Below are 25,296 nucleotides of genomic sequence, written 5' to 3'. Positions count from 1 at the left end.
CCAGTTCTATCCTCTAACCAGCCATACACTTTAGATTCAACTATTGTGGGAGATCGTAGTCGCTACTGGTCGACGTTTTTGTCGTTTCATAAGAGCGGTCATAATCTTTGCATATTCCCTGCTCGATATGCCGATTGTTTAGATTGATCAACATCAATCGGTTATTTTTAGTAAAGGCTTCATAATGTTGACCAGCTTCAGCCCTAAAGACTATTTGGCATAATTGAATATTCTCGGTAACCCGATATGGTGAATTACAGCTAGTCGTTTCGTTGTATACATTTTTCTCCTTCTTATTTTTATATTCGGTTTTGCTCTGACTACAACTATCGCCACCTATTTTTTCCTCACGAACGATATACGGACTATTCAAGGTAATACGTAACTGCCCCGGACGCACCATTATCGTCTTAAAGGTATTCAGCGCTATATTGTCAACTTTGATATGTTCATGACCCCATGAAGTTTCGCGCCAATCAAGAGCAACCGTAGCAAGCTGATCGTTGGGCAATACCGAGCCATCGTAGCCCTTGATGGTAGTACAACCGGATAGCGTTAATACACACAGTAAAAACAAGCGCCAATATCCCCGAAAAACGGTAAGCAATTTCATTCTTTGCCTCAGGTTCAAACGTATTCCAGCCCTTTCAAAAGAAATTTAATTTATTGCTTTTCAAGCAACAGGTTGACGGCAGTCTGAAGAGCGAAATCGCCGTCATCACTTGGACGGATTTGTGTCTCGCTGGGACAAGCATTCCAAATAGCTTCCGGACTTTGATATTTCTCAGGATTGAGAGTAACCGATACCCCATTGCTTACACAAATATTCGGCACCACGCCAAACTGGCTAAGTAATTTTCCGCTCGGGCGTGTCATTTCTCCTGTTTCCAATATCATTGCGCCCTCTTCTTTCATTGGGAAAACCGTGGATAATTTATTGTAGCCTTGGGAAGTCGTGCCTATCACTGTTGCGCGCCTATGATCCTGAAAGGAAGCCGCGAGCATCTCCGAACCAGCCGCTGTTTGGCCGTTGATTAAAACGGCCAGCTTCACACCGGAATTGGTAGCATTTGCATTGGCTGATGCAAGAAAACGCATTTCCGATTCTTCAGATCGTCCACTAGTAGATAAGATAAGACCATCATCTAAAAAATAGTCTGCAACTTCAACAATCGCTCTCAAATCGCCGCCCGTATTATCGCGAAGATCGATAACAATTCCTTTGAGAGTTTCCGAATTAGCAGTGCCAAATGTCGAAATTTGTTTACTGAACAATTCTTTGACAGAAGAATCAAATCGCGAGATACGTATATAGCCGATACCTTTTGAATAAAGACTGCTTTCAATAGGCATGTTATTGACGAACGTTCGTGTCGCGATCACTTCACTTACTTTTCCCGCCCGTTCAATCGTCAAGCGAACCGTGGAATCCGGCAAGCCTTGAAGCTTGGCGATCACTGCCTCAAGCGGCAGATCACTAAGAATTTTGGCATCGATCTTGAGCAAGCGATCTCCTCTTTTGAGATCGAGTCGTTGGGCTGGCGACTCCTTGACTATCGAAGAAATAATAACGTCGTCATTTATTTTCTGAAGCACCAAGCCTACTTTTGCAATTGGTGCATTGCTTGCTACTTGTTCGACAAGTTTTAAATGTGGATACATCGAATCAACAATGCCTAGCATCGCAGACTTGATAACATCCTTGGCTTGAAGATTTGGGTGATTGTCGAGTAAATAAAAATATTCCTCTTGCAAGCCGTTTAACGAATCGGCAGCTAAGCTAAGGTTTAAGGATTTCGACAGTGTGCGGTCTTTATAAATTCCATTTCGCGCGGCTTTAATCAACGCAGTTAAATCTATTGGCGCAATGTAATTTGATCGAATTACCGAAATTGTTTCTGTGAAGCCATCAAATATTGCTTGTGCCTCGGGTCGATTTTGGGCGGATGCAGGCTTGCTAATGTTGGAAGAGGCGCAAGATATTAAAGCACAGGAGATTAGGCCGACTAGTCCTAGATGAGAACCTGCCAGTAACCGCTTCCTTAACGTAGATAATAGAGAAATATCGTAGTAATGTTGCTCAATGAATGTCATTTTAGGTATTTGATTTATTTTTTTCGGTAGCAGAAAATTGAATAAGGGCTGTAGATGGGTAGAGCGCCAGCGAAACCCATCAATTTATCCAGCGAAGCATGGTTGTGTGCGGCAGGCCGTGGACTCGCCTTATTCGTCGTTTCATCGATATATCAAATTAGGCTTGTGTTCTTCGGATTGGGCCGGCGTGGAGACTGATGATTTGGATTACGATTGATGGGTTTAGACTAACGCCTATAATCATACCGAACGCTTTGCAGCTTCCCCGGTCAAAAAGCCGATCACATCTTGGTCCGTCTCAGTTGCACGATTCTACTGATAACGTTTAACCATTTCGCTCAATGGTATGGCTTTAATCTTACTTGCGTGCCCAGCAGAGCCAAATGCTTCATAACGTGCCTGACAAAGCGCTTGCATCGCGTCTCTGGCTGCTTTATAGGTCTTACGCGCGTCTAACTCCGATGCATTTTCCGGTTGGGCCAAGTATCGACGCATGGCGCCGGTAGACGCCATACGTAAGTCGGTATCGATATTGACTTTGCGCACGCCATATTTGATTCCTTCAACAATTTCGGCAACCGGCACGCCATAGGTTTGGGGAATATCGCCGCCGTATTCATTGATGATTTTTAACCAATCCTGCGGTACCGAACTGGAGCCATGCATGACGAAGTGCATATTGGGCAAGCGTTGTTGTAAGGTTTTTAAACGGCTAATGACCAAGACATCGCCCGTAGGCGGTTTGCTGAATTTATAAGCGCCATGACTCGTGCCAATGGCTACGGCTAACGCATCGATTTGCGTTTGCTTGACAAATTCGACCGCTTCATCGGGATCGGTCAGCAACCGGCTGTGATCCGGTTGTTCCGAAGGGGCTTGGGTCGCGGCATCCGCTTTATGTTCCAATGAACCCAGGCAGCCGATCTCGCCTTCAACCGATACGCCGCACGCATGCGCCATCCTGACCACGGTACGCGTCACATTCACGTTATAGTCAAAAGAGGAGGGGGTTTTCATATCTTCCAGCAAAGACCCGTCCATCATCACGGAACTGAATCCTGATCGAATGGCTTGTGCGCAGATGTCGGGCGTGGGCGCATGATCCCGATGCATGACGATCGGAATATGAGGATATTGTTCAACCGCGGCAAGAATCAAATGGCGTAAAAAAATTTCGCCGGCATAATTATTCGCGCCGGCCGAGCCTTGCATGATCACAGGGCTGTCACACGCATCGGCGGCTTGCATAATGGCTTGGACTTGCTCCATGTTGCTCACATTGAAGGCGGGAACGGCAAAGCCATTCTCGGCGGCATAATCCAGAAGTTGTCGCAATGAAACTAAAGCCATGATCGGCTCTCCTTAGCTGGGTTTTATTTGGGGTTCTAACTTGTCACCAGAAGCTATGAACATTTCTGGTGTATATATAGAGGGCGGAAAGCGGGTATTGCCTGTCTGGTTAGGATCTCCCGGGTCAGCCACCCACAGGAGGGCGCGCCGCCATGGCGCATAGTAATGTCATTAACCTGAAAAAGCCAGGCCAGAATGATCCGTTGCTGTCCCAATGTTTTAACGATCTCGATGTTGTTCAGTTTGTATGTAAAACCTTACGGACGGGGCAATGCCCTTAACTTAACAGGCATGAGGTGGCTTTCCTCACCCCACAAAATAAAACTCGTCCGTGGGAGCGACGCCTACGTCGCGATTAAAGCCTCAAGTCGCGACGTAGGCGTCGTTCCCACCACTCCCCGACAGGTTTTGATTAGCCGGTGCTTTTCGAGGGCAGTTCGATCGTAAATTTATCGACCAAGCGAAAAGTCGGCTTGCCCGTTTTAAACTCGGCATCGGTATAAGGCTTGTCGATGCCGATCACATAAGCGGTCAAACTGTTTTGGCGGAGAGCAATGCGGATCATGTGTCGGTAGTTTTCGCTGCGCGCGCCGCCGCCCGCTTCGTTATTATGGCCGTTGAACGCAAGCGAAACGGCCAGATACCAGCCGAACCAGATGCAACTGAACAAGGCGCCCAAGACGAAGGCCGAGAGCAGCCGGCATAGCGTTACCGTCATCGGCGTACCTAAAAATGCGGCGATCAAGACGGTGGCTCCGAGGGCTCCCCAGGCGATAAAAAGCCGCTTGCCGATGGTTTGTTGTTCAGGCAGCTTGGGGTCTGTCGAAATGTTGTCCGCGCTGAAGTGGCGGCGGGCATATTCGGTGGCGGCGACGGCCAAGGCGCTGATGATCAAAAGCGCGGGCCAATCGGCATACAAGGTCAGCCAAACCGGGGTAGCCACTTGCAGAACCATATGCCAGACGCCGATGCCGAGAAAAATTTTCTTGTTTTGAGTCAGCAACGCGCCGCCGATAAAATAGCCTAATGCCGGCAGTCCCAGTACGATCAATGACCAGACCAGCACAATCAGCAAATTGAACGTCATGACCGAAACCGGATAAACCCCGTAATGCAAAAAGCCGTAACCGGCAAAAAGCGGAGCAAGAATGCCGCCGAAGATCCATAACGGATATAAATAGAATTTGGCGAATTGATTGAAGGGGGTGTCTACCGCGCGCTCATTCAGCAGGTCGCTGTATTTACGGTTCAATACGAATAACAGCAAGGCGGCGATAGAAAACAACTCGATCAGTATGCTGGCTAGAAAGGCATTGGGAATCGCTACGCGTTGCAGAAAAATCAATTTTAACAACGGCAGCGATGCGGTCAATACCGACAACACCAGCAACCGGCGTTGGGCAAGCCGGGAAAACGATCTGAGTCTATCTTGCAGGGCGGCGATGAGCGGGATGCTGCTCTTCTGGTCGGATTTGCCGAAATTGTGCAGGCAGAGTATCCAAGCGACGAGAAAGCCGATGTACAGAAGAATGTAAGCCAGATCGCCGAGATAAGCGCCGTCGGGTGGTGTATCGACTGTGAGCGCAATTTGAATGCGGGCGAGTATCCCGTTTGGATCCCCTGGCGCCACTGCGCCCAACGGCCGATTGGCTGCCGGAAACGGCTTGAGCCACTGCCCGAAAATGGACCAGGTGCTTTCCGGCACCGTCAAGGCGAAATAACTCAGTAACGCCAGCACACTCCCTGCCAGCCAGACGAAGCCGCCGGTGGCGATGGCCCAGGGATTCAGGATGCGCTGTGTGATGGTGCGGTGTGAGTCGAGGTGCGACGGGTAAGTCGCCAGCTTATCCACTTCGCCGATGTCGGTGTGGCTTGGATGCAGGAAGGCGCCGCCGCCTCCGGCAACCACCGAGGCATAGTTCGGCCGCTTCTCATCCCCCCAATAGCGTTCGTAGTGATGAATGTCGCCGGCGAGGTCGAGCCGGCATTGATTGCCGTCGAGTTCACCGTCCTGCAAAAAGCTGAGCGGCAAACCCAAGTCGTTAAAGGTGGTGACAATCGCGGCATCCGGCGCTTGTTGCTTGCCGAACACCGTATTAGGTTCCGGCGTCACGACGATCAGCTTGTCCGTCGCACGTTGCCGCGCGCAGGATTGGAAAAAATCTGTTTGCCGCAAATCCATTTTGCCGTTTTGCGAGTCGAAGCCCCACAATTGCCAGCCAAATGGCAGTTTCAACGTCAGGTAGCTGGCTTGCTGTCGGCTTTCGAAACCCTTCAGTGCGATTTGCCCGGACGTCGTGCCGAAGGGTTTGCGAAATTGTCGATTGAAGCCGTCCAGGGCATCGTAATAATCGTGGTTGGCCGGAATCGCGTAAATCGGGCGCTGTTCGGGAGGCACCGCATTGGACTTGTTGGCGCCAATATCGTCGAAAGCCCAGTTGAACGGGGTTTGAAAGCGCTCCTTTAGCGAGGCCACGTCAGCGATGTGATAGGCGGTATCGCCGCCGACGAAAAGAAATTTTCCGCGTGGCAGTTTTTCGGAGGCAGCACCGGCTTCCAGGCCGATCGCCTGTTCCGCTGTGGCGTTTTGATTCAGCCAGAGATCGCTCATGCACAAATAAGCGACGTTATACACTGCCTTCATGCCGTCGCCGGTATCGGCGATAAAGTCGAACCAGTATGTGCCGTCGGGTACGTCATCGATGGCTGGCGCCTCTTCGATGCTGGCTTGCATCCAGTCCTTCGCATCGAGCTTGTCACCCATGAACGAATAGGCCGCGATGTATTTCAGGCCGGCCAACAGTTCCCGGCCCATCAGCCAACTGACCGGTTTCTTGAAATCACGATCGGTGACAGGATTATTGTTGTTCGTATTATTCATGATGCCGCCCGTTTTTCGAGTTGAATATTGAGGGTCCATCCGAGGGCGCTTATTTTGCGGTCGAAAGGGAAGCCGGCTGAGCTGCATGATCCCAACCGGTATCCCTGATCAGCGCCTGACTAATCCCGATAGACCGTACTTTACTGCACCTAAACGGCCAACGCAAACAATTGCCAATTCAATAAAATCAGCCTCAAGATGCCTGATTCGCTATAATGTCGCAACTTTCGAATTATCCAGTGCTGAAGGGTGACCATGGCGGAGACGAATAACGAAAAACACAAGATTGTGATTGTCGGCGGCGGGGCGTCCGGCCTCGAACTCGCGACCAAGCTGGGGCGCAAGCTCGGCAAGAGCGGACGGGCCGAGGTGACGCTGCTCGATGCCGCATCGACGCATATCTGGAAACCGCTGCTGCACGAGGTCGCGGCCGGCACGCTGGACGAATCCGAACAGGTCGAATATCTCGCGCAGGGCTATCGCAATCATTTCCGCTTCCGGCTCGGCAAGATGGAAGGCTTGAACCGCGCGAAAAAGGAAATCACGGTCAGCCCGACGCTGAGCGACAGCGGCGAGGAACTGATCCCGCGGCGCACCTTCAGCTACGATACCCTGGTGATGGCGGTCGGCAGCGTCAGCAATTCGTTCAACATCAAGGGCGTTGCCGAGAACTGCCTGTTTCTCGATACCACCTTGCAGGCTTTCCGTTTCCAGAAGCAATTGGTCGAGACTTACATCAAGACCTTTGCGGGTCAGGAAGGCGCCAGTGAAAAGCCCTTGTCGATCGTGATCATCGGCGCCGGCGCGACCGGCGTGGAACTGGTCGCGCAACTGCACGAGGTGACCAATCTGCTCGCGGTCTATGGGCTCAGGGAGTCCAGCAATGTCCGCCTGACGATCATCGAGGCCTCGCCGCAATTGCTGCCGGCCTTGCCGAGCAAGCTGGCCGAGGCGACCAAACAGCAATTGCTGAAGCTCGGCGTCGATCTGAAACTGGGTTGCCGGGTGACCGAGGTGACCAAGGACCATATCGCAACGCTAGACGGCGAGATCATTCCGGCCGACCTGAAGGTCTGGGCCGCCGGCATTAAGGGGCCGGACTGGCTGAAACAGCTGGACGGCCTCGAAACCAATCACCTGAATCAGCTGGTCGTCGACGAGTTTCTGCAAACCGCCGATCCGGATATCTACGCGATGGGCGACTGCGCCGCCTGCGCCTGGCCCGGCCGTCCCGGCAATGTGCCGCCGCGCGCTCAGGCCGCGCATCAGCAGGCGAGCGCCTTATACAAGACGATCCGCAACCGGCTGTCCGGCAAGGGACCGGTCAAATTCGTCTATTACGATTACGGCTCGCTGGTCTCGCTCGGCAAATATTCGACGGTCGGCAACCTGATGGGCAATTTGATGGGCTCGGTCAGCGTCGGCGGTTTTATCGCTCGGGTCGTGTATCTGTCCTTGTACAAGATGCACCAGGTCGCGATCCACGGCTATTTCCGCACCGCGATGCTGACCCTGTCCAATTTATTTAGACGCACCGTGCACGCGATGATCAAGCTGCACTGATTTTATCCACACATTATTAGAAAAAGAACATGCTGGAATTAGAATACGAGTTCAGAGAAGACGATCTGGTCAATTTCAACGAAGCGCAGTACCTGAATTCGAAAGACGTCCAAAGCCAACTGAATAAAAACCGCTGGATCGTGCCGAGCATCATGGTGCTGGTCGGCACCTTCTATTACTACTATTACGGCGACATCAAGTCGGCCGCCTATATCGGGGTGGTCGCGGTGCTGTGGGCGCTGTTGTCGACGAAAGTGATGCTGTACGACATGCGCCGGCAAGTCCTGAAGCAGTACTCGGAGAAGGAAAAAAAGGCGATGTTCGGCACCTATACCCTGACGATCGATCCGGCGAACCCTGCTTATCTGTTTGAAACCTCGCCGAGCGGCAAGAACAAGATGGCCTGGCAGGAACTGGTCCGGGTCGAATACGGCAAACGCTATGTTTATATCTTCATCACGCTGAGCACCGCGTTGGTGATTCCGCTCGAGACGGTCAAAAAAGGCGATCTGGAGAAGTTTGCCGAGCAGGCCGAGAAGATGATCGAGCGTTACGCCGGTTAACTCGACGGGGCGTTGACTGTAATGAATAAGCGCGCGGCGAACTCCCGCATCGTGGTGCTCGACACCGAAACGACCGGTCTGAGCCCTGAGCAGGGCCACCGGATCATCGAAATCGGCTGCGTCGAACTGGTCAATCGGCGGCTGACCGGCAACCGCTTTCATGTCTACATCAATCCCGAGCGCGTGATCGACGCCGGCGCGATCGAAGTGCACGGCATCACGAACGAGTTTCTGGAAGACAAGCCGCGCTTCGCCGGCGTCGCGGAGGACTTTCTGGCCTTCGTCGATGGCGCCGAACTGGTCATCCATAACGCGCCCTTCGATGTCGGCTTCATCAATCACGAATTCGCCTTGCTGGCGGACCCTTTGGCGCCGATAACCCGGTATTGCGAAGTCTTCGATACGCTCGCCTTCGCCCGCCAGAAACATCCGGGCCAAAGAAACAGCCTGGATGCGTTGTGCAAACGCTACGGCGTCGATAACAGCCATCGGGAGCTGCACGGCGCGTTGCTCGACGCCGAAATCCTCGCCGACGTCTATTTATTGATGACCGGCGGGCAGTTCTCGCTGCTCGATGAGGCGTCCGAAGGTCAGGCAGCGGTGACTGAGAGCCAAGTGATCCAGCGTATCGCCGCTGACCGGCCGCCGTTGAAGGTGATCGCCTGCGCCGCCGAGGAACTGGAAGCGCATCAGCAGCGTTTGGCGGCGATCGAGAAGGCGGCGGGCGGGACGTGTTTGTGGAATCAATGAGATTGCCGCGAACAGGGCAGGAATGGAATTTTTGCCGATACGCTAAAAAAGCCCTGCCGGATTTCGCTCGCATTGCGTCGGCCTCTCGCTTGGTCGCGCCCATTTGAATATTTCATGCTCGCTCTCTATTCCTTAGTTTTCTATTTACTGACCCCCTTCATCGTTCTGCGCCTGCTCTGGCGCAGTATCAAGGCGCCGGCCTACCGACAGCGCTGGAACGAGCGCTTCGGTTTTTATCGCGGAATCCATCCCCAGGACGTGATCTGGTTTCATGCGGTTTCGGTCGGCGAGGCCGAGGCGCTGTTTCCGTTGCTGCGCTTATTGCTGGCGCGCCATCCCGAGGCGAAACTGTTGATCACGACCACGACGCCGACCGGTTCGGCCAGGGTGCAGGCGACCTTCGGCGACCGAGTCGCGCACGTTTATCTGCCCTACGATCTGCCGTGTGTGATCCGGCGTTTCCTGACGCACTTCAAGCCCCGGCTCGCGGTGATCATGGAAACCGAGATTTGGCCGAATCTGTATGCGGCATGCGGCAAACGAAACATGCCGTTGTTTTTGATCAACGCCCGCCTGTCCGAAAAATCCGCAGGCGGTTACCGGAAGATTCCGTGGCTGATTCGTGCGTCACTGGCCAAGGTCAGCCTGATTGCCGCGCAAACCCGGGATGATGCGGAGCGCTTCGTGAGCATCGGCGCGCGGGCCGATACGGTCAAGGTGTTGGGCAACATGAAATTCGATATTCAAGTCGCCGACGAGACAATCGATGAGGGGCGGCGGCTCAAATCCTCGGTCTTCGGCAACCGCTTCGTCTGGATCATCGCGAGCACGCATAAAAACGAAGAGGCGGTGTTTCTGGATGTGTATCCCGACATCAAGGCGAAGATTCCGGAGCTGCTGCTGGTGATCGTGCCTCGGCATCCCGAGCGCTTCCCCGAGGTCAAAAAGCTCTGCGAGGAACGGCAGCTCAATGTCGTGATGCGGACCTCGGGAGAGTGCTGCACGGCCGCGGCCGATGTGTATATCGCCGATACGATGGGCGAACTGAAGATGCTGTATGCGGCGGCCGATGTCGCCTTCATCGGCGGCAGCATGGTGCCGGTCGGCGGCCACAATCTGCTCGAAGCGGCCGCGGTCGGCGCGCCGGTGATGTTCGGCCCCTACATGGCCAATTTCAAGGAGATAGCGGAAGGGGTGCTGGCGAGGAACGCCGCGCTGCAATGCCGGACGCAACAAGACATTGTCAGCACGGTCCATTCATTGTATGCTGACCCGGAACACAGGGCGGAGCTGGCTCGGCGCGCCGGGACGTTTTTACAGGAAAACCGGGGCGCGATCGCGGCGATTGCGGCGCAGATCGAAGCCGAGATGCCGAAAGAGTGAGCCCGTTCATTTTGCCTAGCTTCCATCCCTCAACCCTCACATGCCAAGGATAAGTACCCTGCATGGATAAGTCGCGTCAAAACAAAGTCATCATCATCGGCGCCGGTCCTTCCGGCAGTATCGCGGGCGCCCTGCTCAGGCAAAAAGGCTATCCGGTCACCATCCTCGAACGCCAGCGTTTCCCGCGCTTCAGCATCGGCGAAAGCCTGTTGCCGCAGTGCATGGAATTCATCAAGGCGGCCGGCATGCTCGATGCGGTCGTCAACGCCGGTTTCCAGTTCAAAAACGGTGCGGCCTTCGCCTATGGCGACCATTACACCGAGTTCGATTTCGAAGACAAGTTCAGCGCCGGCATCGGCACGACCTTTCAGGTGCAGCGTGGCCGTTTCGACGCGCTGCTGGCCGATGAAGCGGCGCGGATGGGCGTCGATATTCACTGGCAAATGGAAGTGAAGTCGGTGGATTTTTCCGGCCCTCAGACGCATCTGACCGTCGCGGATACGGAAGGTCAAGTCTATGATTACACCGCCGATTTCGTGCTCGATGCGAGCGGCTTCGGGCGCATATTGCCGCGCCTGCTCGATCTGGAGTCGCCTTCGGGGTTTCCGGTCAGGCAGGCGCTGTTCGGTCATATCGAAGACCGGATCACCGACCCTAAGTTCGACCGTAATAAAATACTCATCACCGTGCATCCCGAACACAAGGATGTCTGGTTCTGGCTGATTCCGTTCAGCAACGGCCGCAGCAGCATCGGAGTCGTCGCCGAGCAGACGTTTTATACGCCGGGCGAGGATTACGGGGCCAAGTTGCAGGGCTTGATCGCTCAGGCTCCGGGCCTGCGCCGGATTCTGCAAGATGCGGTATTCGACGACAAGATCAACACGCTGGTCGGCTATTCGGCGAACGTGAAAAGCCTCTACGGCAAGGGCTATGCCTTGCTCGGCAATGCCGGCGAGTTTCTCGACCCGGTATTTTCCTCGGGCGTGACGATTGCGATGAAGTCGGCGACGCTGGCGTCCGCTGTTCTGGACCGCCAGTTCCGGGGCGAGTCGGTCGACTGGGAACACGATTACGCGCAGCCGTTGAAGCGCGGCGTCGATACGTTCCGGGTGTTTGTCGATGCCTGGTACGAGGGCCGCTTCCAGGACGTGATTTTTCATCCAAATCAACAGCCCGAGGTCAAGGCGATGATCTGTTCGATTCTCGCCGGTTATGCCTGGGACCAGAACAATCCGTATGTGAAGAATGCCCGCTCGCGGCTGGATACGCTCACCGAATTATGCCGCGCCGGCGGCTAGGTCTGTTCGCGGTGATGGTCAGCTTGACCGGCTGCGCGGCGATGCAATTGCCGGGTGTCATTCCGCCGGTAAAGGAGGCATCGCGAGCTGCGCTTCCGCGCCCCCTGTTTCCGATCGCGCCGCCGCAGGGCCCTGCCCGGCGCATCGTGCAGAAGCTGACCGCGCATTGGCCGGGACGCGAGGAAACGATGCTCTGCGTATTGGAACTGGACAGCTCGCATATCGCGATGGCCGGCCTCACCCAGGACGGCCTGAGCCTGTTCAACCTGTCCTACGACGGCAAGACCTTGGAGGCCGATAAAAATCCTTTGATTCCGGAAATGGTTTCGCCGAAGTTGATCATCGCCGATTTGCAGCTGGTTTATTGGCCGCTCGCCGTATTGCAAAAAAATCTGCCGAAACCGTTAACGCTCGAAGCCGGGCCGGATTTTCGCCGCTTGTTCGAGCAAGGCAAACCGCGCATCGAAGTGCGCTATTTAAGTCAAGAAGACGCCTGGCCGAGAAAGGTCGAACTGACCAATCTGCAATACCATTACCGGCTTACGATCGATACGGTCAGCTATGAAGTTGTACCTGAATGATCTAGGTTTACTCTGCGCGGCCGGCAATGATAAAGATCATGTGCTCCGGAACCTGTTGGCCGGCGAGCGCTCGGGACTGGTGTTTACCGACCGGTTCAGCCCGGGACGACAATTCGCGGTGGGCCGGGTCGAAGCCGAGCTGCCGGAGATCGGCGATGACTTGCGTTATCACCGCTGCCGCAATAACCGCCTGTTGCTGGCCGCCCTGACGCAGATTCGCGGCACGGTCGATCGCATGATCGCACGCTTCGGAAGGGATCGTATCGGCTGCGTATTGGGCACCAGCACGTCCGGTATCAGAAGCACAGAACTGGCATTGGCCGAGCAGGCGGAAAGCGGTGCCTTGCCGGGCGATTTCCATTACAAACAGCAGCAGATGGGCGCGGGCGCCGATTTTTTGAGGGCCTATCTGAACCTCGGCGGCCCGGCTTATACGCTGTCGACCGCCTGTTCATCGAGCGGCCGGGCGCTCGCTTCCGCGCGCCGTCTGCTCCGCTTGGGGCTCTGCGATGCGGTGATCGTCGGCGGCGCCGATACGCTGTGCAATCTGACGATCAACGGTTTCGCGGCGCTGGATTCGTTGAGCAGCGGTTTGTGTAGGCCGTTCGGCTTACACCGGGACGGCATCAATATCGGCGAGGCGGTCAGCCTGTTCGTATTGAGCCGGGAACAGGGCCCTGTCGAGTTGCTGGGTATCGGCTCGACCAGCGATGCCTATCATTTCTCCGCGCCCGACCCCGAAGGTCTGGCGGTCGGGCAGGCGATGCAGAAGGCCTTGCAGGACGCCGGCAAGCGTCCGGAGCAGATCGACTACCTGAATTTGCACGGCACCGCGACCGTGTTGAACGACAGCATGGAAAGCAAGGCGGTCAATGCGGTGTTCGGCGCCGACGTGGCGGCCAGTTCGAGCAAGGGCATGACCGGCCATACGCTAGGTGCGGCGGCCGCGCTCGAACTCGGTTTTTGCTGGCTGCTGCTGAACCGCGATGACGATACGGGACGGTTGATTCCGAACGTCAACGCGGATACGATCGACCCGGAACTGGCCGTCCTGAACCTGGTGCGGCAAGGCGCGGCATTGAACCGCAGGATCAACGTCTGCCAAAGCAATTCGTTCGCGTTCGGCGGCAACAATATCTCGATCGTGGTCGGCCGGGCATGAGCGATTTTTTGCGGATGGACGTCGCCGAGTTGCTGCCGCATACCGGCAAGATGATCTGGCTCGATAAGGTGCTCGCCTGGGACGAGGATTCGGTCACCGCCGAATTGACCGTGCGCGGCGATGCCTTGTTCGGCGGCGGCAATGTAGTGCCGGCCTGGGCTGGTATCGAATACATGGCGCAGACGATAGGGCTTTATGCGGGTATCCACGCCAAACGGGCGGGCGAGCCGATCCGGCTCGGATTTCTGCTCGGCGCCCGGCGTTTCGAGAGCAACGCACCCTCGTTCACTATTGGCTCGACCCTGACCGTGCGGGCCGAAAAAGTGATGCAGGACGAAAGCCTGTTGGTGTTCAGCTGCCTGATCACAGGCGAGAATGTTAAAGTCAGCGCCGCACTGAATGTCTATCAGGCGGCCAACGATACGATTAAAGAATGATGATGAATAAGACTGTCTTAGTGACCGGCTCCAGCCGCGGCATCGGCAAGGCGATTGCGTTATATTTGGCGGCCCAGGGCTATGATCTGGTGCTGCACTGCCGCAGCCGCCGCGATCAGGCCGAAGCGGTTGCCCAGGAAATCGAAAATCTCGGCCGCAGCGCCCGGATTCTGCAATTCGATGTCGGCGACCGCGTGCAGTGCGCAGAGCAACTGGCCGAGGATATCGATGCGAACGGCGCCTATTACGGCGTGGTCTGCAATGCCGGCATCGCCGCCGACAATGCGTTTCCGTCGCTGACCGGAGAAGAATGGGACAGCGTGATTCATACCAACCTCGACAGCTTTTACAACGTATTGCAGCCCCTCGTGATGCCGATGGTCCGGCGGCGGAAGCCCGGCCGCATCGTGACGCTGTCGTCGGTGTCCGGCCTAGTCGGCAACCGCGGCCAGGTCAATTACAGCGCCGCGAAGGCCGGCATCATCGGGGCGACCAAGGCGCTGGCACTGGAACTGGCCAAGCGCGACATCACGGTCAATTGCATAGCGCCGGGCCTGATCGAGACCGAGATGGTCGAAGACTTGCCTCTCGATGAGATCACGAAGATGATTCCGGCGCGTCGGGTCGGGCGGCCGAAGGAAGTCGCCGCGGCGGTCGCCTTTTTATTGTCCGAGGACGCGGCTTATATCACCCGCCAGGTGATTGCGGTCAACGGAGGCCTGTGCTGATGAAGCGCGTGGTCGTCACCGGCATGGCCGGATTGTCGCCGATCGGCAATGACTGGGAGGCCGTCTCCGAGCGCTTGAAAACGCAGGCGACCGGCATCCGCTACATGCGGGACTGGGACAAATACCAGGGCCTGAATACCCGGCTCGCAGGCCCGGTCGATTTCGAGCGGCCCGCGCATTATTCGCGCAAGCAGACGCGCAGCATGGGGCGGGTCGCGCTGATGGCGACCTATGCGACCGAACTGGCGCTTCACGATGCCGGCTTGTTGAACGATCCTTTACTGAGGAGCGGGCGGATGGGTGTGGCTTACGGCAGCTGCTCGGGCAGTTTCGATGCGATCGCGGACTTCGGCAACATGCTGTTGAACCACAGGACCGACGGGCTGAATGCGACGTCTTACATCCGGATGATGGGGCATACCGCCGCGGTCAATATCGGCCTGTTCTTCGGCATCAACGGCCGCGTGTATACGACCTCCAGCGCCTGCACGTCGGGCAGCCAGGGTATCGGCTATGCTTACGAGGCGATCAAATACGGCCATCAGACCCTGATGGCGGCCGGCGGCGCGGACGAGCTTTCGGCCAGCCAGGCGGCGGTGTTCGATACGCTCTATGCGACCAGCCTGAAAAATGACGCCCCCACAACCACTCCACGGCCGTTCGATCTGAACCGCGACGGACTGGTGATCGGCGAAGGGGCGGGCACCTTCATCCTCGAAGAACTGGAGCACGCCAAGGCGCGCGGCGCGACGATTCATGCGGAAGTGGTCGGCTACGGCACCAACTCGGACGGTCTGCATGTGACCCAGCCGGACAGCCGCAGCATGCAGGGCGCGATGCGGCTCGCCTTGGAGGATGCGGGGCTGCCGCCTGCCGCGATCGGCTACATCAGCGCGCACGGCACCGCGACCGAGCATGGCGATGGGGCCGAGAGTCACGCGACCGCGGCGATTTTCGGTGCCCATACGCCGATCAGTTCGATGAAAAGTTATACCGGCCATACGCTCGGCGCCTGCGGCGCGCTGGAAGCCTGGACGGCTATCAAGATGATGAACGAAGGCTGGTTTCATCCGACCGCGAATCTGCAAACGATCGATCCGAATTGCGCCCCATTGGACCATATTATCGGCGCGGTCAGACAGCTCGATTGCAGCTATGTGATGAGCAATAACTTTGCATTCGGAGGCATCAACACCTCCCTGATTTTTAAACGTTGGGATTGAATCAATCCCGAATCAACCCGAGGAAATAAGCATGATAAAAAAAATGAGTTTGCTGTTTGCGTCGTTGATTTTGGTGACCGGTTGCACCACGACCGGGACCTTCAAGGTGCCGGAAGGCTCCAAGTTGTATATCTATGAAAGACCGCAGCCGGTTTCGGTCGATGCGGGCGGCAAGGTCACGACCAAACCGTTTTTCTGGACCGCGGCGGGCATGCCGCCGGGCGGCGGGATTCCTTACCGTCTGGAAAAAGACGGTCAAACGATCAAGGAAGGCAGATTGCGGACCAAATTCCGCGTCGTGTCTATCTTCTGGCCACCTGCAGCCGCGATCTACTGGCCAATGGGCTTCAATCCGAACATTACCTATGACCTGGTCAACGATACCCAGGAGTGATCCGAAAGTTGTGGATTGATCTGATCGAAGGGTAGGACGCCTGTTCGCGCCTTGCCCGGATCAGTGGGTTGTAGGAGCGTTTTCAGCCTCGGCTGAAGACGCTCCTGCCGGGTGTGCGGTTTACTTCAACAATTCCAGCGCTTTTTCTGTTCCTTTCTGCTTCGCCTTTGCCGTTGACTTGTGCTTCAGCGACTTCGCCGTCTGGCTGGAGGATTTCGGCAGGGCTTTACCCTCGGCTTGCAATTTTTTGGCGGTTTCCGAGCCGCTCTTCACGGCTTCGGCGCCCTCTTTGACTTGCTCGGGTGTCGCTTTCTCGAGTGTTTGCTTCGTGGTTTCCTCAAGTGCTTTCTGGGTCTGGTTTTTGACCGCGTCCGGCGTATTTTTCACCGCATCCTTGACTTGTTTGGCGTCCTTCAAGGCCTGGTCGGCCGCTTCGGCGCCTGCAACGGCGTCCGGCGCGACCACGGCCGCGGTGTTTTTGGCCGTCTGTTTGGCCACGCCTTCCAGCAGGCTTTGCTCCGCCATGACGGCGCCGGAGACGACCAATAATGAACCAATCAATAAAGCTTTCATAGAAGAACCTTTCACGAGAGTTGAGTGAGATTACAGAATACTGCTGCCAAGCTGAATTAATGATGAACGAGTCCGCGCTGAAAACGGCGCACGAGTTTGTCTAAGGAAGGAGTTAGAGGAGGGTACCAGAAAGAGACGAACGAGCCGCTATGCTGCTCGTTCGACCGTCAAGCTTCACGGTTTACGAAAAAGGCGTAAACGTGAGTGGATTTGCCAAGAAAATAACGATTTTTTAGCTTGGCCTTTATTCTGCGGTGATGCTGTCGTCATCTTTTCCATCATGATCGTGATCTTCGTGATGGTGCGCATGGGCGGAACGCACGACCTGTACGCTCAGCGTGCCGAGGTTGATGGCGGCAAGACTATTGGTGTTAATGTTTGCGACGATGCGGCTGTTGCTGTCCGGGCCTAGGATGCCGTCAGCCGCGCTGGCGCTGACGCTGGCTTCGACGGTAATCGTGTGATCGCCTTCGCCGACATCCGGGGCAATAAAGTTGAAGTGATTCGCCGAGGTGGTTTCCATGATTTTGGCGATATCCTGATCGGTAAAGGTGCATTCGTTAGCTGCTTGGATAAAACCATCGTCATCAGTATCGGCGCATTGAGTCGTGACATCGCTAAAGAGAGCGTCGTATTTTTGGCAGCTGGTATTGAAGCGTACCTTGCCAGGAGCAACTGGAGCTCCGTCAATCTTGACCGTGACCTCGACGCCGGCGCAAGATGCCGGTAGGCCTTTCTTTTTCGTTTTCGTGATCAAACTGCTTTCCAGCGAAACGCCGATCAGCAGGCTTTTTTTATCGCCGGGCACCTTCAGGGTGGTGCTCAGAATAGGGGCTGCGGCATCGCCCAGGCTGGTGTCGAGCAACAGACTGGTATTCGAACTGGTGACACCGGAAAAGGTGGCCGCGCCGTCTGCGTGCAGCGATGCCGAGAATAAGGCGGATAAGGTTAATGCGCTATATGCGAATAGTTTCTTCATGAATTCGACCTCTGTTTTTATTGACGGAGCTTTGTCGGGCTTTGAGCCAGAGCAAAGGCGAACGGATCGTAACAGAGTCGGAAAAATTAAAGATTAGATTGGATCACACTTTGTCAGTGTTTTATGTGGGCAATCCTCATGGGGGCGGAATTCGCGTTTTATGCGGATTTGGTTATAATCCCAGTCACCATGAACTTAGCAGGCAGAGGCAGACGACACGATGACTACACCCAACCAGAAATTTAAACAGATACAGCTGTATTTGGAGGCCCAGTTAGCGAGGGTGCTTGCCAGTCCTTATTATCAAAAGCTGCAGGCGATGCCGCCCTTGCAGCGCTGGGCCACGATCGCCGGCCTGTTTCTGGCGTCGCAATTGGTCATTTTCGGCGCCTTATACCTGATCTTCGGCAAAGTCGTCGTGATCGGATTCCTGGCCAGCATCGTTGCCGGTCTCGCAACCGGGTTTGGCGCGCTGCCGGCGCTGTTCTTCCGGAACATTTCGAATAATCTGTTCAACAGCATGCTCGGCGCCGCGGCGGGCGTGATGCTGGCCGCGACCGCGTTTTCGCTGTTGGTGCCGGGCATCGGTTTCGGCAATGCGGTCTGGGCCGGCAAGGGCATTTATCTGGTCTCGTTCGGCATGCTGCTCGGCGCGCTGTTTCTGCACTATGCCGACCGCCAGTTGCCGCATGTGCATTTTGACGCGGTATCGGACCTCCGCAAAACCTCATTCAGCAAAATCTGGCTGTTCATTGTCGCGATCACGATTCACAATTTTCCGGAAGGCATGTCGGTCGGCGTCAGTTTCGGCACCGGCGAGATGAAAACCGGCATCGTCCTGGCGATCGCAATCGCCCTGCAAAATATTCCCGAAGGTTTGGCGGTGGCGCTGCCCTTGGTCGGCCTCGGCTACAATAAATGGCGCGCGGTGGGGATTGCGACCGTTACCGGCCTGGTCGAGCCGGTCGGCGGTTTGCTCGGGATCACGATGGTCACGGTATTCCAGCCGATCCTGCCGATCGCGATGGGTTTCGCGGCCGGCGCGATGCTGTTCGTAATCAGCGAGGAAATCATTCCCGAAACGCACGGCAACACCGGCGACCGTTCCCGCTATGCGACCTTTGCGTTGATGTTCGGCTTCATCATCATGATGATCTTGGACAATATGCTGGGTTAAATCCCTGTGGCACCCTAATGAATCGGGCGGCGTAAGTCGCCTGAGGCTACTTTCCTTTTCCTGCCCTGATCACACGCCTCTATACCCACCCATTGCATGGACAAAGCCGAACAATTACTGCAAAACCTGATCGCCTGGATAAACGGCGTCGCCGCCTGGATGCATAGCCTGCCGCTCGAACAACAGCCGCAAGCGTTTTTAGACAAGTTTTCGGCTTTGCTGACAACCGGCAATTGGCGCGAAATCGCGGCCACCGCGGCGACCAGTTTCGCGCTGATCGCGACCGCCGAAATCGGCGACAAAAGCCAGTTGGTGTGCATGACGCTGGCCTCCAAACACAAGCCGCTGCCGGTGCTGCTCGGCGCCAGCGCCGCCTTCGCGTTGCTGAATACGCTCGCGGTCGTGTTCGGCGCCGCGATCGCCAGTTGGCTGCCGGAGTACATCGTCGCGGCGACGGTCGCCTTGTTGTTCGGCGTTTTCGGCATTCACGCCCTGCGAGTGACCGACGACGATGACGAGGAGGTCAAGGAAAAAAGCGGGCACGGCATCTTCTTCACGACCTTTTTATTGATCACGGTCGCCGAATTCGGCGATAAGACGCAGCTCGCGGTCGTCGCACTGAGCAGCACGTCGATGCCCGCGGCGGTCTGGATCGGTTCGACCCTCGCGCTGGTCACGACCTCGGCGTTCGGCGTGCTGGCCGGACGCACGATCCTGCAGAGATTTCCGTTGGCCTTATTGCACCGCATCAGCGGCGTGATCTTCCTGATTCTGTCGGCTTGCGCGGCCTACCGGGCCTATGGCGCCTATGCGTCCCGACTCGTGTAGGTTACGCGGCGCGTCTTTTGAGCCTGCTCGATGAACCGCCGCCGTTTCCTGCAAAATCTCGCATTGTCGCCGGCCGTGCTTTACGGCTGCTCGGCGGCCTCCCGCGATTATTATCGTCAGCCGGAGTTCGGCGAGATCACGATCCTGCATCTGACCGACTGCCATGCGCAGCTGCTGCCGATGTATTACCGGGAGCCGGCGGTCAACCTCGGCGTCGGCGACAGCAAAAATGCGCCGCCGCACCTGAGCGGCGAGCAATTCCTGCGCCGTTTCGGCATTCGCCCGAATAGCCGCGAGGCCCATGCCTTTACGCATCTGGATTTTACCTCTGCGGCGCTGCGCTACGGCAAAATGGGCGGCTTTGCGCAGCTGGCGACGCTGGTCAAATCGATCAGAAATGTGCGCGGTCCGGGCAAGACCCTGCTGCTCGACGGCGGCGACAGTTGGCAGGGCTCGGCGACCGCGTTATGGACGCGGGGGCAGGACATGGTCGATGCCTGCAACCTCTTGGGCGTCGATGCGATGACCGGGCATTGGGAGTTTACCTACGGCAAGGAACGGCTAAGCGAAAACCTGAAGCGCTTCAAGGGCGCTTTTCTGGCGCAGAATGTCGTATTGACCGATGAGGCCGCTTTCGCTGCCGGTACGGACGAGGCGGCCTTGTTCAAGCCTTATCTGATCAAGCAGGCAGGTGATGCCCGCATCGCGGTGATCGGCCAGGCCTATCCCTATACCCCGATCGCAAACCCGCAGCGCTTCGTTGCGGGCTGGCAATTCGGCATCGAGGAGCAGCGCTTGCAGGCTCTGGTCGACAAGATAAAAAAGACCGAGCAGGCCGACGTAATCGTCTTGCTGTCGCATAACGGCATGGATGTCGATCTGAAACTGGCGTCCAGAGTCACCGGCATCGATCTGATTCTGGGCGGCCATACCCATGATGCGATCCCGGAGCCGATTCCGGTCGCGAATGCGAAAGGCAGGACCTGGGTCACGAACGCCGGCAGCCACGGCAAGTTTCTGGCCGTGTTCGACTTGAGGATCGCGAAGGGCAGGCTGCAAGACCTGCGTTATCGCTTGTTGCCGGTCTTCGCGGACCTCCTGGAACCCGACCCCGAGATGCAGAGTCTGATCGACAATCTCAGGGCGCCGTATCTGAACGACCTGCAACGGCCTCTGGCCGAGGCCAACGAACTGTTATACCGGCGGGATAATTTTTACGGCACTTTCGACGGCCTGATTCTGGAGGCGCTGCGCACCGAATACGGCGCCGACATCGCATTGTCGCCGGGGTTTCGCTGGGGCACGGCCGTGCTGCCGGGCCAAACGATTACGGTCGAAGACGTGATGAACCAGTCCGCGATCACTTATCCAGAAACCTATGTCGCCACGATGACCGGCGCGCAATTGAAGGCCGTGCTGGAAGACGTGGCCGACAACCTGTTCAACCCGGATCCGTATTACCGGCAGGGCGGCGACATGGTCAGAACCTTCGGCATGCGTTTCGACTGCGATCCCAGGGCCGGATTCGGCAGGCGGATCAACTCGATGCGGCTCAATGACGGCCAGCCGGTCGAGGCCGGAAAACGCTACAAGGTTGCCGGTTGGGCGACCGTTTCGGCTCCCGCATCCGGCAGGCCGGTTTTCGAGATCGTCGGCGAGCACCTAAAAAACCGTCGGCCAGGATAGTCCGCTGCGGCCGATACGGGTATGATGAGCCTGCCCTCCTTTATTTTGCTGATTCCATGTCCTTTGACCAAGTGTTTCACTATGCTGTATGACTGACCGGGCCAAGTCTCTTCCCGCGTTGGAACCGATCGCACAACAGGGGCGGCTGTCCGGCGTCAAATTATCCGGCGAATGGAATTTGCGTAATCTGTGCGATGCGCCGGGATTGCGTCGGCAGCTCAGAAACTATGCGCGCAACCGCGCGCTGCACTGGGATCTGGAGGCGATCGAGGTGCTCGACAATGCGGCCGCGCTGCTTCTTTGGGAAGCCTGGGGGCAGACCTTGCCGGCCGGACTTGTGCTGCGCCCGGAACACCAGCGTATGCTGGAGCGTTGGCAGGAACAGGAAATTCCCGATACGGCGCCGCCGCGCCGGCATATCGGCGTCATTCTGCTTTTTCTTTATCACACCCTGGTCGATTTTTGCAGGCAAACGGCCGATTTGATTGCCTTGTTGGGCCAGTTGCTGCTGGATGTGGGCTATTTGCTGCGCCATCCCGGCAGCGTGCCCTGGTCCGAAATATCGATCACGATCTATGAGTCGGGCGTGCGCGCGCTCGGCATTACCGCCTTGGTCGGTTTTTTGATCGGCATCGTGCTGAGCTATCTGTCCGCATTGCAACTCAAACTGTTCGGCGCGGAGATCTATATCATCGATATTTTGGGACTCAGCGTGATCCGCGAACTCGGGCCCTTGCTCGCGGCGATCCTGGTCGCCGGACGTTCCGGTTCGGCGATGACCGCGCAGATCGGCATCATGCGCGTTACCGAGGAGCTCGATGCGCTGTCCGCGATGGGGATATCGCATTCGTTGCGGCTGGTGTTGCCGAAAGTTGCGGCCCTGGCGATCGTGATGCCGCTGATCGGTGTCTGGACCAGCAGTGCGGCGCTGCTCGGCGGCATGTTTTCGGCGCAAAACACGCTCGATATCAGTTACATGCAATTCTTTTTGAAACTGCCGGATACGGTGCCGCTGTTGAATGTGTTCATCGGCCTGCTGAAAAGCGCGGTATTCGGATTCCTGATCGCGCTGGTCGCCTGTCATTTCGGTTTCCGGATCAAACCGAATACCGAAAGCCTCGGCAATGAAACGACCAACTCGGTCGTGGCCTCGATCACGATCGTGATCATGGTCGATGCGGTGTTCGCGATTCTGTTCATGGGCATCGGGATGCCGATATGAAGCATGACGCGATCCGGCTTGAACATGTCTGGACCCGCTTCGGCGATAAGGTCGTGCATGCCGACATCAGTCTGCGTCTCGCGCAGGGCGAAATCCTCGGCTTGGTCGGCGCCTCCGGCTGCGGCAAGACCACGTTGCTGCGCGAAATCATCGGCCTGACCACGCCCAGTGAGGGCGAAATCTTCGTGATGGGGGAATCGCTGCATCAAATCGGCCAGCGCCTGCGCAACAATTGCGGAGTCTTGTTTCAGAAGGGGGCTCTATTCAGCGTGCTCGATGTGTTCGAAAATATCGCCTTTCCGCTGCGTGAGCTCGGCTTCGACGACGAAGACATGATCAAGCGTCTGGTGTTGATGAAGCTGTCCCGCGTCGGGCTATCGCCCCAAGATGCCTGGTTGAAGCCGGCCGATTTGTCCGGCGGCATGACCAAGCGGGTCGCGCTCGCGCGCACGCTGATCCTCGAACCGAGTCTGCTTCTGCTCGATGAGCCGACCTCGGGCCTCGACCCGATTTCGAGCGAGGATTTCGTGAGTCTCTTATCTGAGTTGCATCGCGATCTGCAATTTACCGCCGTGATGGTGACCCACGACCTCGACATCCTGCGCGATCTTTGTACTCAGGTGGCGGTGTTGGCCGACAATCAGTTGGTCGCCTACGGAAGCCTCGAATCGGTGTTAAACTGTCCGCATCCGTTTGTCGAGCGTTTCTTTCACAACAACCGCGCGCGGCGGGTCTTTCAAAATCTCGAGACGAGGCATGGGCAAGAATAAATACGCGCTGATCACCGGCGTCTTCCTGATTGTTTTGACGGCTGCCACGAGCGCGGTGGTTTACTGGATCGGCCATTTCGAGCGCGAACGCGATATTTATTACGTCTCGACGCGCCAGTCGGTGACCGGCCTGAATCCCGAATCGACCGTGTTTTACCGCGGCATCGCGGTCGGTAAAGTGCTCGACGTGCATTTCGATCCGAACGATTCCGGCACGATCCTGGTGCCGATCGAGGTCGACAAGGAGATCGAGCTGAGCAAGGGCGTGTACGCAAACTTGCAGCTCAAAGGCGTCACCGGCCTGACCCAAATCAACCTCGAAGACCCGGAGCATCTCGGCACGCGTCTGCCGCCCGGCGACGATCCGGCCAACAGGATACCGCTGATGCCGTCCATGGCCGATAAACTGATGCATACCGGCGAGGATATCATGAATAAAGCCGAGCATATCATGGCGCGTCTGAGCGAGTTTTTAAGCGATGAAAATAAAAAGAACGTCGGCGACATCCTGAGCAACCTGAAAAGCCTGTCGGATAAACTGAATCAGTTGCAACTTAGCCTCGACAAGGCGCTGGCCGAGGTACCGAAGCTCGGCAACCGGGCCGAAAAAACGCTCGACAACATCGATGTATTGACGAAAGATTTGCAAGCCTTGAGCAGGGATGTCAAAACCTTGGGGCAAAAAGCCGAGAAACTGGCCGAAACCGGCCAGGAGGCGAGCGACCAGGTCATGCAAACCACCTTGCCGAAAGTCAACGAGCTGTTGAGCGAGTTGCAAGCGACCACGCAGGAAGTGAATAAGATCGCGAACCTGCTCGAAAGCAATCCGCAGGCGCTGATCTTCGGTCCCGCGCGGCAGGCGCCTGCTCCCGGCGAGCCCGGCTATAAGGAACACCCATGACAAAGCTCTGGATAATTTGCGCTGCAAGCGTGTCGATTCTCGGCTGTACCGAAGCGGTGCAGGCGCCGGCGCTGCACGATTTTGGCGTCGGCAACGCGTTGCCGGCCAGTGGTCTGCAACAATCGGCTTCGGCCGAAATCAAGGTTAGCGCACCGAGATGGCTGAGCGATAACCGTATCCGTTACCGTCTGCTTTACGACCAGCCGACCCGCGTGCGTTTTTACAACCTCGATCAGTGGATTGCGCCGCCGCCGGAACTGCTCAAGCTGTATTTCGCGGCAGGACGCCTGGATCCGAATTATTCCCTGGTGATCCAGTTGCTGAATTTCGAACAGCAATTCGAAACACCCGGTAATGCCTCGGTGCTGCTGCGCTTTTCGGCGGATGTATTCGCGGCCGGCAGCAAAAACAGGCGGGAGAGTCGGGAGTTTGTGTTACGTAGCGGAAAAGTCGGTCCCGATGCGCAAGGCGCGGTCAAAGGCTTTGCGGAATTGGCGGGGCAGGCGAGTCAACAGGTTCAGGCTTGGCTCCGTAGTTTGGCGAAACCGTGATGGGCTCAACAAGGGGAAAGGGCGAGAAAAAAATACTCCCTGCGCCGTTAGGCGCCGGGAGATAAACGTTCCGGAATAGGGGTATTCCGAATTTTCACACTTCGAGGAGGTGTATGAAAAAGGGCTTAGAGGATATGCCGTGCTGAAGCCATCAGCGGGTGAAGCGGTCGCTCTGTTTAGAGAGCCCCATCGGCAAACTTGG

General features: G+C 56.5%; 24 protein-coding genes. 18 read left to right on the top strand and 6 right to left on the bottom strand.

The genetic code is table 11. The features are described 5' to 3' along the window. Positions 1–40: 40 nt before the first annotated feature. From ACEPPP_RS05220 to ACEPPP_RS05205, 4 genes are all read right to left on the bottom strand, one after another. Entirely contained in the window at positions 41–613 is a 573-nt protein-coding gene (locus ACEPPP_RS05220; protein WP_374089986.1) for a hypothetical protein, read from the bottom strand. Between the two features lie 50 nt (positions 614–663). Then, the gene (locus tag ACEPPP_RS05215; RefSeq protein WP_374089985.1) at positions 664–2,094 is read right to left on the bottom strand and encodes a S41 family peptidase; all 1,431 of its coding nucleotides are present in this window, start codon (positions 2,092–2,094) and stop codon (positions 664–666) included. 312 nt (positions 2,095–2,406) lie between these two features. Continuing rightward, on the bottom strand, positions 2,407–3,444 hold the full coding sequence (gene fba / locus ACEPPP_RS05210; RefSeq protein ID WP_374089984.1) for a class II fructose-bisphosphate aldolase: 1,038 nt from the start codon (positions 3,442–3,444) through the stop codon (positions 2,407–2,409). A 412-nt stretch (positions 3,445–3,856) separates the two neighbouring features. Continuing rightward, positions 3,857–6,325 (bottom strand): hypothetical protein, encoded by a 2,469-nt coding sequence (locus tag ACEPPP_RS05205; protein WP_374089983.1) that lies wholly within the window; start codon positions 6,323–6,325, stop codon positions 3,857–3,859. A gap of 255 nt (positions 6,326–6,580) precedes the next feature. Between ACEPPP_RS05205 and ACEPPP_RS05200 the strand changes: the two genes are divergently transcribed. The 11 genes from ACEPPP_RS05200 (at position 6,581) to ACEPPP_RS05150 (ending at position 16,407) form a co-directional block, all read left to right on the top strand. Continuing rightward, on the top strand, positions 6,581–7,888 hold the full coding sequence (locus ACEPPP_RS05200) for an NAD(P)/FAD-dependent oxidoreductase (protein WP_374089982.1): 1,308 nt from the start codon (positions 6,581–6,583) through the stop codon (positions 7,886–7,888). A gap of 29 nt (positions 7,889–7,917) precedes the next feature. Further along, complete coding sequence (locus tag ACEPPP_RS05195; protein WP_374089981.1) at positions 7,918–8,451, top strand: YcxB family protein; 534 nt, start codon at positions 7,918–7,920, stop codon at positions 8,449–8,451. A 21-nt stretch (positions 8,452–8,472) separates the two neighbouring features. Further along, positions 8,473–9,201: a DNA polymerase III subunit epsilon gene (dnaQ, locus tag ACEPPP_RS05190; RefSeq protein ID WP_374089980.1), complete on the top strand. Its 729-nt coding sequence runs from the start codon at positions 8,473–8,475 to the stop codon at positions 9,199–9,201. Between the two features lie 114 nt (positions 9,202–9,315). Then, entirely contained in the window at positions 9,316–10,584 is a 1,269-nt protein-coding gene (waaA, locus tag ACEPPP_RS05185) for a lipid IV(A) 3-deoxy-D-manno-octulosonic acid transferase (protein WP_374089979.1), read from the top strand. 62 nt (positions 10,585–10,646) lie between these two features. Then, the gene (locus ACEPPP_RS05180) at positions 10,647–11,882 is read left to right on the top strand and encodes an NAD(P)/FAD-dependent oxidoreductase (protein ID WP_374089978.1); all 1,236 of its coding nucleotides are present in this window, start codon (positions 10,647–10,649) and stop codon (positions 11,880–11,882) included. Beyond that, positions 11,864–12,463 carry a DUF3261 domain-containing protein gene (locus ACEPPP_RS05175; RefSeq protein WP_374089977.1) on the top strand — a complete coding sequence of 200 codons (600 nt, stop codon included), beginning with the start codon at positions 11,864–11,866 and terminating at the stop codon, positions 12,461–12,463. Before ACEPPP_RS05180 ends, ACEPPP_RS05175 begins: the two co-directional genes overlap by 19 nt. Next, on the top strand, positions 12,444–13,625 hold the full coding sequence (locus ACEPPP_RS05170) for a beta-ketoacyl-[acyl-carrier-protein] synthase family protein (RefSeq protein ID WP_374089976.1): 1,182 nt from the start codon (positions 12,444–12,446) through the stop codon (positions 13,623–13,625). The genes ACEPPP_RS05175 and ACEPPP_RS05170 overlap by 20 nt, the downstream gene beginning before the upstream one ends. Continuing rightward, positions 13,622–14,062, top strand: a complete 441-nt coding sequence (locus ACEPPP_RS05165; RefSeq protein ID WP_374089975.1) for a 3-hydroxylacyl-ACP dehydratase — start codon at positions 13,622–13,624, stop codon at positions 14,060–14,062. The genes ACEPPP_RS05170 and ACEPPP_RS05165 overlap by 4 nt, the downstream gene beginning before the upstream one ends. Before the next feature lie 2 nt (positions 14,063–14,064). After that, complete coding sequence (gene fabG, locus ACEPPP_RS05160) at positions 14,065–14,790, top strand: 3-oxoacyl-ACP reductase FabG (RefSeq protein ID WP_374090892.1); 726 nt, start codon at positions 14,065–14,067, stop codon at positions 14,788–14,790. Next, the gene (locus ACEPPP_RS05155) at positions 14,790–16,013 is read left to right on the top strand and encodes a beta-ketoacyl-ACP synthase (protein ID WP_374089974.1); all 1,224 of its coding nucleotides are present in this window, start codon (positions 14,790–14,792) and stop codon (positions 16,011–16,013) included. The genes fabG and ACEPPP_RS05155 overlap by 1 nt, the downstream gene beginning before the upstream one ends. Before the next feature lie 31 nt (positions 16,014–16,044). Next, positions 16,045–16,407, top strand: coding sequence for a hypothetical protein (locus ACEPPP_RS05150; protein ID WP_374089973.1), 363 nt, complete (start codon positions 16,045–16,047; stop codon positions 16,405–16,407). A gap of 120 nt (positions 16,408–16,527) precedes the next feature. On the opposite strand, the gene ACEPPP_RS05145 is transcribed toward ACEPPP_RS05150, so the two are convergent. Both ACEPPP_RS05145 and ACEPPP_RS05140 read right to left on the bottom strand, forming a co-directional pair. Further along, positions 16,528–16,980: a hypothetical protein gene (locus ACEPPP_RS05145; RefSeq protein ID WP_374089972.1), complete on the bottom strand. Its 453-nt coding sequence runs from the start codon at positions 16,978–16,980 to the stop codon at positions 16,528–16,530. A 244-nt stretch (positions 16,981–17,224) separates the two neighbouring features. Then, on the bottom strand, positions 17,225–17,959 hold the full coding sequence (locus tag ACEPPP_RS05140) for a hypothetical protein (protein WP_374089971.1): 735 nt from the start codon (positions 17,957–17,959) through the stop codon (positions 17,225–17,227). 220 nt (positions 17,960–18,179) lie between these two features. Between ACEPPP_RS05140 and ACEPPP_RS05135 the strand changes: the two genes are divergently transcribed. The 7 genes from ACEPPP_RS05135 (at position 18,180) to ACEPPP_RS05105 (ending at position 25,094) form a co-directional block, all read left to right on the top strand. Beyond that, the gene (locus ACEPPP_RS05135) at positions 18,180–19,136 is read left to right on the top strand and encodes a ZIP family metal transporter (RefSeq protein ID WP_374089970.1); all 957 of its coding nucleotides are present in this window, start codon (positions 18,180–18,182) and stop codon (positions 19,134–19,136) included. A gap of 96 nt (positions 19,137–19,232) precedes the next feature. Further along, positions 19,233–19,964, top strand: a complete 732-nt coding sequence (locus ACEPPP_RS05130; protein ID WP_374089969.1) for a TMEM165/GDT1 family protein — start codon at positions 19,233–19,235, stop codon at positions 19,962–19,964. 30 nt (positions 19,965–19,994) lie between these two features. Beyond that, positions 19,995–21,650 (top strand): thiosulfohydrolase SoxB, encoded by a 1,656-nt coding sequence (gene soxB, locus ACEPPP_RS05125; RefSeq protein ID WP_374089968.1) that lies wholly within the window; start codon positions 19,995–19,997, stop codon positions 21,648–21,650. A gap of 88 nt (positions 21,651–21,738) precedes the next feature. Beyond that, the gene (locus tag ACEPPP_RS05120; protein ID WP_374089967.1) at positions 21,739–22,872 is read left to right on the top strand and encodes an MlaE family ABC transporter permease; all 1,134 of its coding nucleotides are present in this window, start codon (positions 21,739–21,741) and stop codon (positions 22,870–22,872) included. After that, positions 22,869–23,642, top strand: coding sequence for an ABC transporter ATP-binding protein (locus ACEPPP_RS05115; protein WP_374089966.1), 774 nt, complete (start codon positions 22,869–22,871; stop codon positions 23,640–23,642). The genes ACEPPP_RS05120 and ACEPPP_RS05115 overlap by 4 nt, the downstream gene beginning before the upstream one ends. Further along, positions 23,629–24,543 carry an MlaD family protein gene (locus tag ACEPPP_RS05110; RefSeq protein ID WP_374089965.1) on the top strand — a complete coding sequence of 305 codons (915 nt, stop codon included), beginning with the start codon at positions 23,629–23,631 and terminating at the stop codon, positions 24,541–24,543. The genes ACEPPP_RS05115 and ACEPPP_RS05110 overlap by 14 nt, the downstream gene beginning before the upstream one ends. Continuing rightward, entirely contained in the window at positions 24,540–25,094 is a 555-nt protein-coding gene (locus ACEPPP_RS05105) for a hypothetical protein (RefSeq protein WP_374089964.1), read from the top strand. The genes ACEPPP_RS05110 and ACEPPP_RS05105 overlap by 4 nt, the downstream gene beginning before the upstream one ends. The last annotated feature ends 202 nt before the right edge of the window (positions 25,095–25,296 follow it).

It is taken from the genome of Methylomicrobium lacus, assembly GCF_041897535.1.
GTDB lineage: Bacteria > Pseudomonadota > Gammaproteobacteria > Methylococcales > Methylomonadaceae > Methylomicrobium > Methylomicrobium lacus_A.
The sequence above is the reverse complement of the archived record's forward strand: the minus strand, read 5'-3'. Positions and strand labels throughout refer to the sequence as shown.

Excerpts from the sequence above, each read along its gene's own strand:
- waaA (WP_374089979.1), top strand. The coding sequence starts at position 9,316 with ATGCTCGCTCTCTATTCCTTAGTTTTCTATTTACTGACCCCCTTCATC.
- ACEPPP_RS05175 (WP_374089977.1), top strand. The coding sequence starts at position 11,864 with ATGCCGCGCCGGCGGCTAGGTCTGTTCGCGGTGATGGTCAGCTTGACC.
- fabG (WP_374090892.1), top strand. The coding sequence starts at position 14,065 with ATGAATAAGACTGTCTTAGTGACCGGCTCCAGCCGCGGCATCGGCAAG.
- ACEPPP_RS05145 (WP_374089972.1), bottom strand. The coding sequence starts at position 16,980 with ATGAAAGCTTTATTGATTGGTTCATTATTGGTCGTCTCCGGCGCCGTC.
- ACEPPP_RS05180 (WP_374089978.1), top strand. The coding sequence starts at position 10,647 with ATGGATAAGTCGCGTCAAAACAAAGTCATCATCATCGGCGCCGGTCCT.
- ACEPPP_RS05205 (WP_374089983.1), bottom strand. The coding sequence starts at position 6,325 with ATGAATAATACGAACAACAATAATCCTGTCACCGATCGTGATTTCAAG.
- ACEPPP_RS05165 (WP_374089975.1), top strand. The coding sequence starts at position 13,622 with ATGAGCGATTTTTTGCGGATGGACGTCGCCGAGTTGCTGCCGCATACC.
- ACEPPP_RS05200 (WP_374089982.1), top strand. The coding sequence starts at position 6,581 with ATGGCGGAGACGAATAACGAAAAACACAAGATTGTGATTGTCGGCGGC.
- ACEPPP_RS05155 (WP_374089974.1), top strand. The coding sequence starts at position 14,790 with ATGAAGCGCGTGGTCGTCACCGGCATGGCCGGATTGTCGCCGATCGGC.
- dnaQ (WP_374089980.1), top strand. The coding sequence starts at position 8,473 with ATGAATAAGCGCGCGGCGAACTCCCGCATCGTGGTGCTCGACACCGAA.
- ACEPPP_RS05105 (WP_374089964.1), top strand. The coding sequence starts at position 24,540 with ATGACAAAGCTCTGGATAATTTGCGCTGCAAGCGTGTCGATTCTCGGC.
- ACEPPP_RS05115 (WP_374089966.1), top strand. The coding sequence starts at position 22,869 with ATGAAGCATGACGCGATCCGGCTTGAACATGTCTGGACCCGCTTCGGC.
- fba (WP_374089984.1), bottom strand. The coding sequence starts at position 3,444 with ATGGCTTTAGTTTCATTGCGACAACTTCTGGATTATGCCGCCGAGAAT.
- ACEPPP_RS05120 (WP_374089967.1), top strand. The coding sequence starts at position 21,739 with ATGACTGACCGGGCCAAGTCTCTTCCCGCGTTGGAACCGATCGCACAA.
- ACEPPP_RS05215 (WP_374089985.1), bottom strand. The coding sequence starts at position 2,094 with ATGACATTCATTGAGCAACATTACTACGATATTTCTCTATTATCTACG.
- ACEPPP_RS05195 (WP_374089981.1), top strand. The coding sequence starts at position 7,918 with ATGCTGGAATTAGAATACGAGTTCAGAGAAGACGATCTGGTCAATTTC.
- ACEPPP_RS05170 (WP_374089976.1), top strand. The coding sequence starts at position 12,444 with ATGAAGTTGTACCTGAATGATCTAGGTTTACTCTGCGCGGCCGGCAAT.
- ACEPPP_RS05135 (WP_374089970.1), top strand. The coding sequence starts at position 18,180 with ATGACTACACCCAACCAGAAATTTAAACAGATACAGCTGTATTTGGAG.
- ACEPPP_RS05220 (WP_374089986.1), bottom strand. The coding sequence starts at position 613 with ATGAAATTGCTTACCGTTTTTCGGGGATATTGGCGCTTGTTTTTACTG.
- soxB (WP_374089968.1), top strand. The coding sequence starts at position 19,995 with ATGAACCGCCGCCGTTTCCTGCAAAATCTCGCATTGTCGCCGGCCGTG.
- ACEPPP_RS05150 (WP_374089973.1), top strand. The coding sequence starts at position 16,045 with ATGATAAAAAAAATGAGTTTGCTGTTTGCGTCGTTGATTTTGGTGACC.
- ACEPPP_RS05110 (WP_374089965.1), top strand. The coding sequence starts at position 23,629 with ATGGGCAAGAATAAATACGCGCTGATCACCGGCGTCTTCCTGATTGTT.
- ACEPPP_RS05130 (WP_374089969.1), top strand. The coding sequence starts at position 19,233 with ATGGACAAAGCCGAACAATTACTGCAAAACCTGATCGCCTGGATAAAC.
- ACEPPP_RS05140 (WP_374089971.1), bottom strand. The coding sequence starts at position 17,959 with ATGAAGAAACTATTCGCATATAGCGCATTAACCTTATCCGCCTTATTC.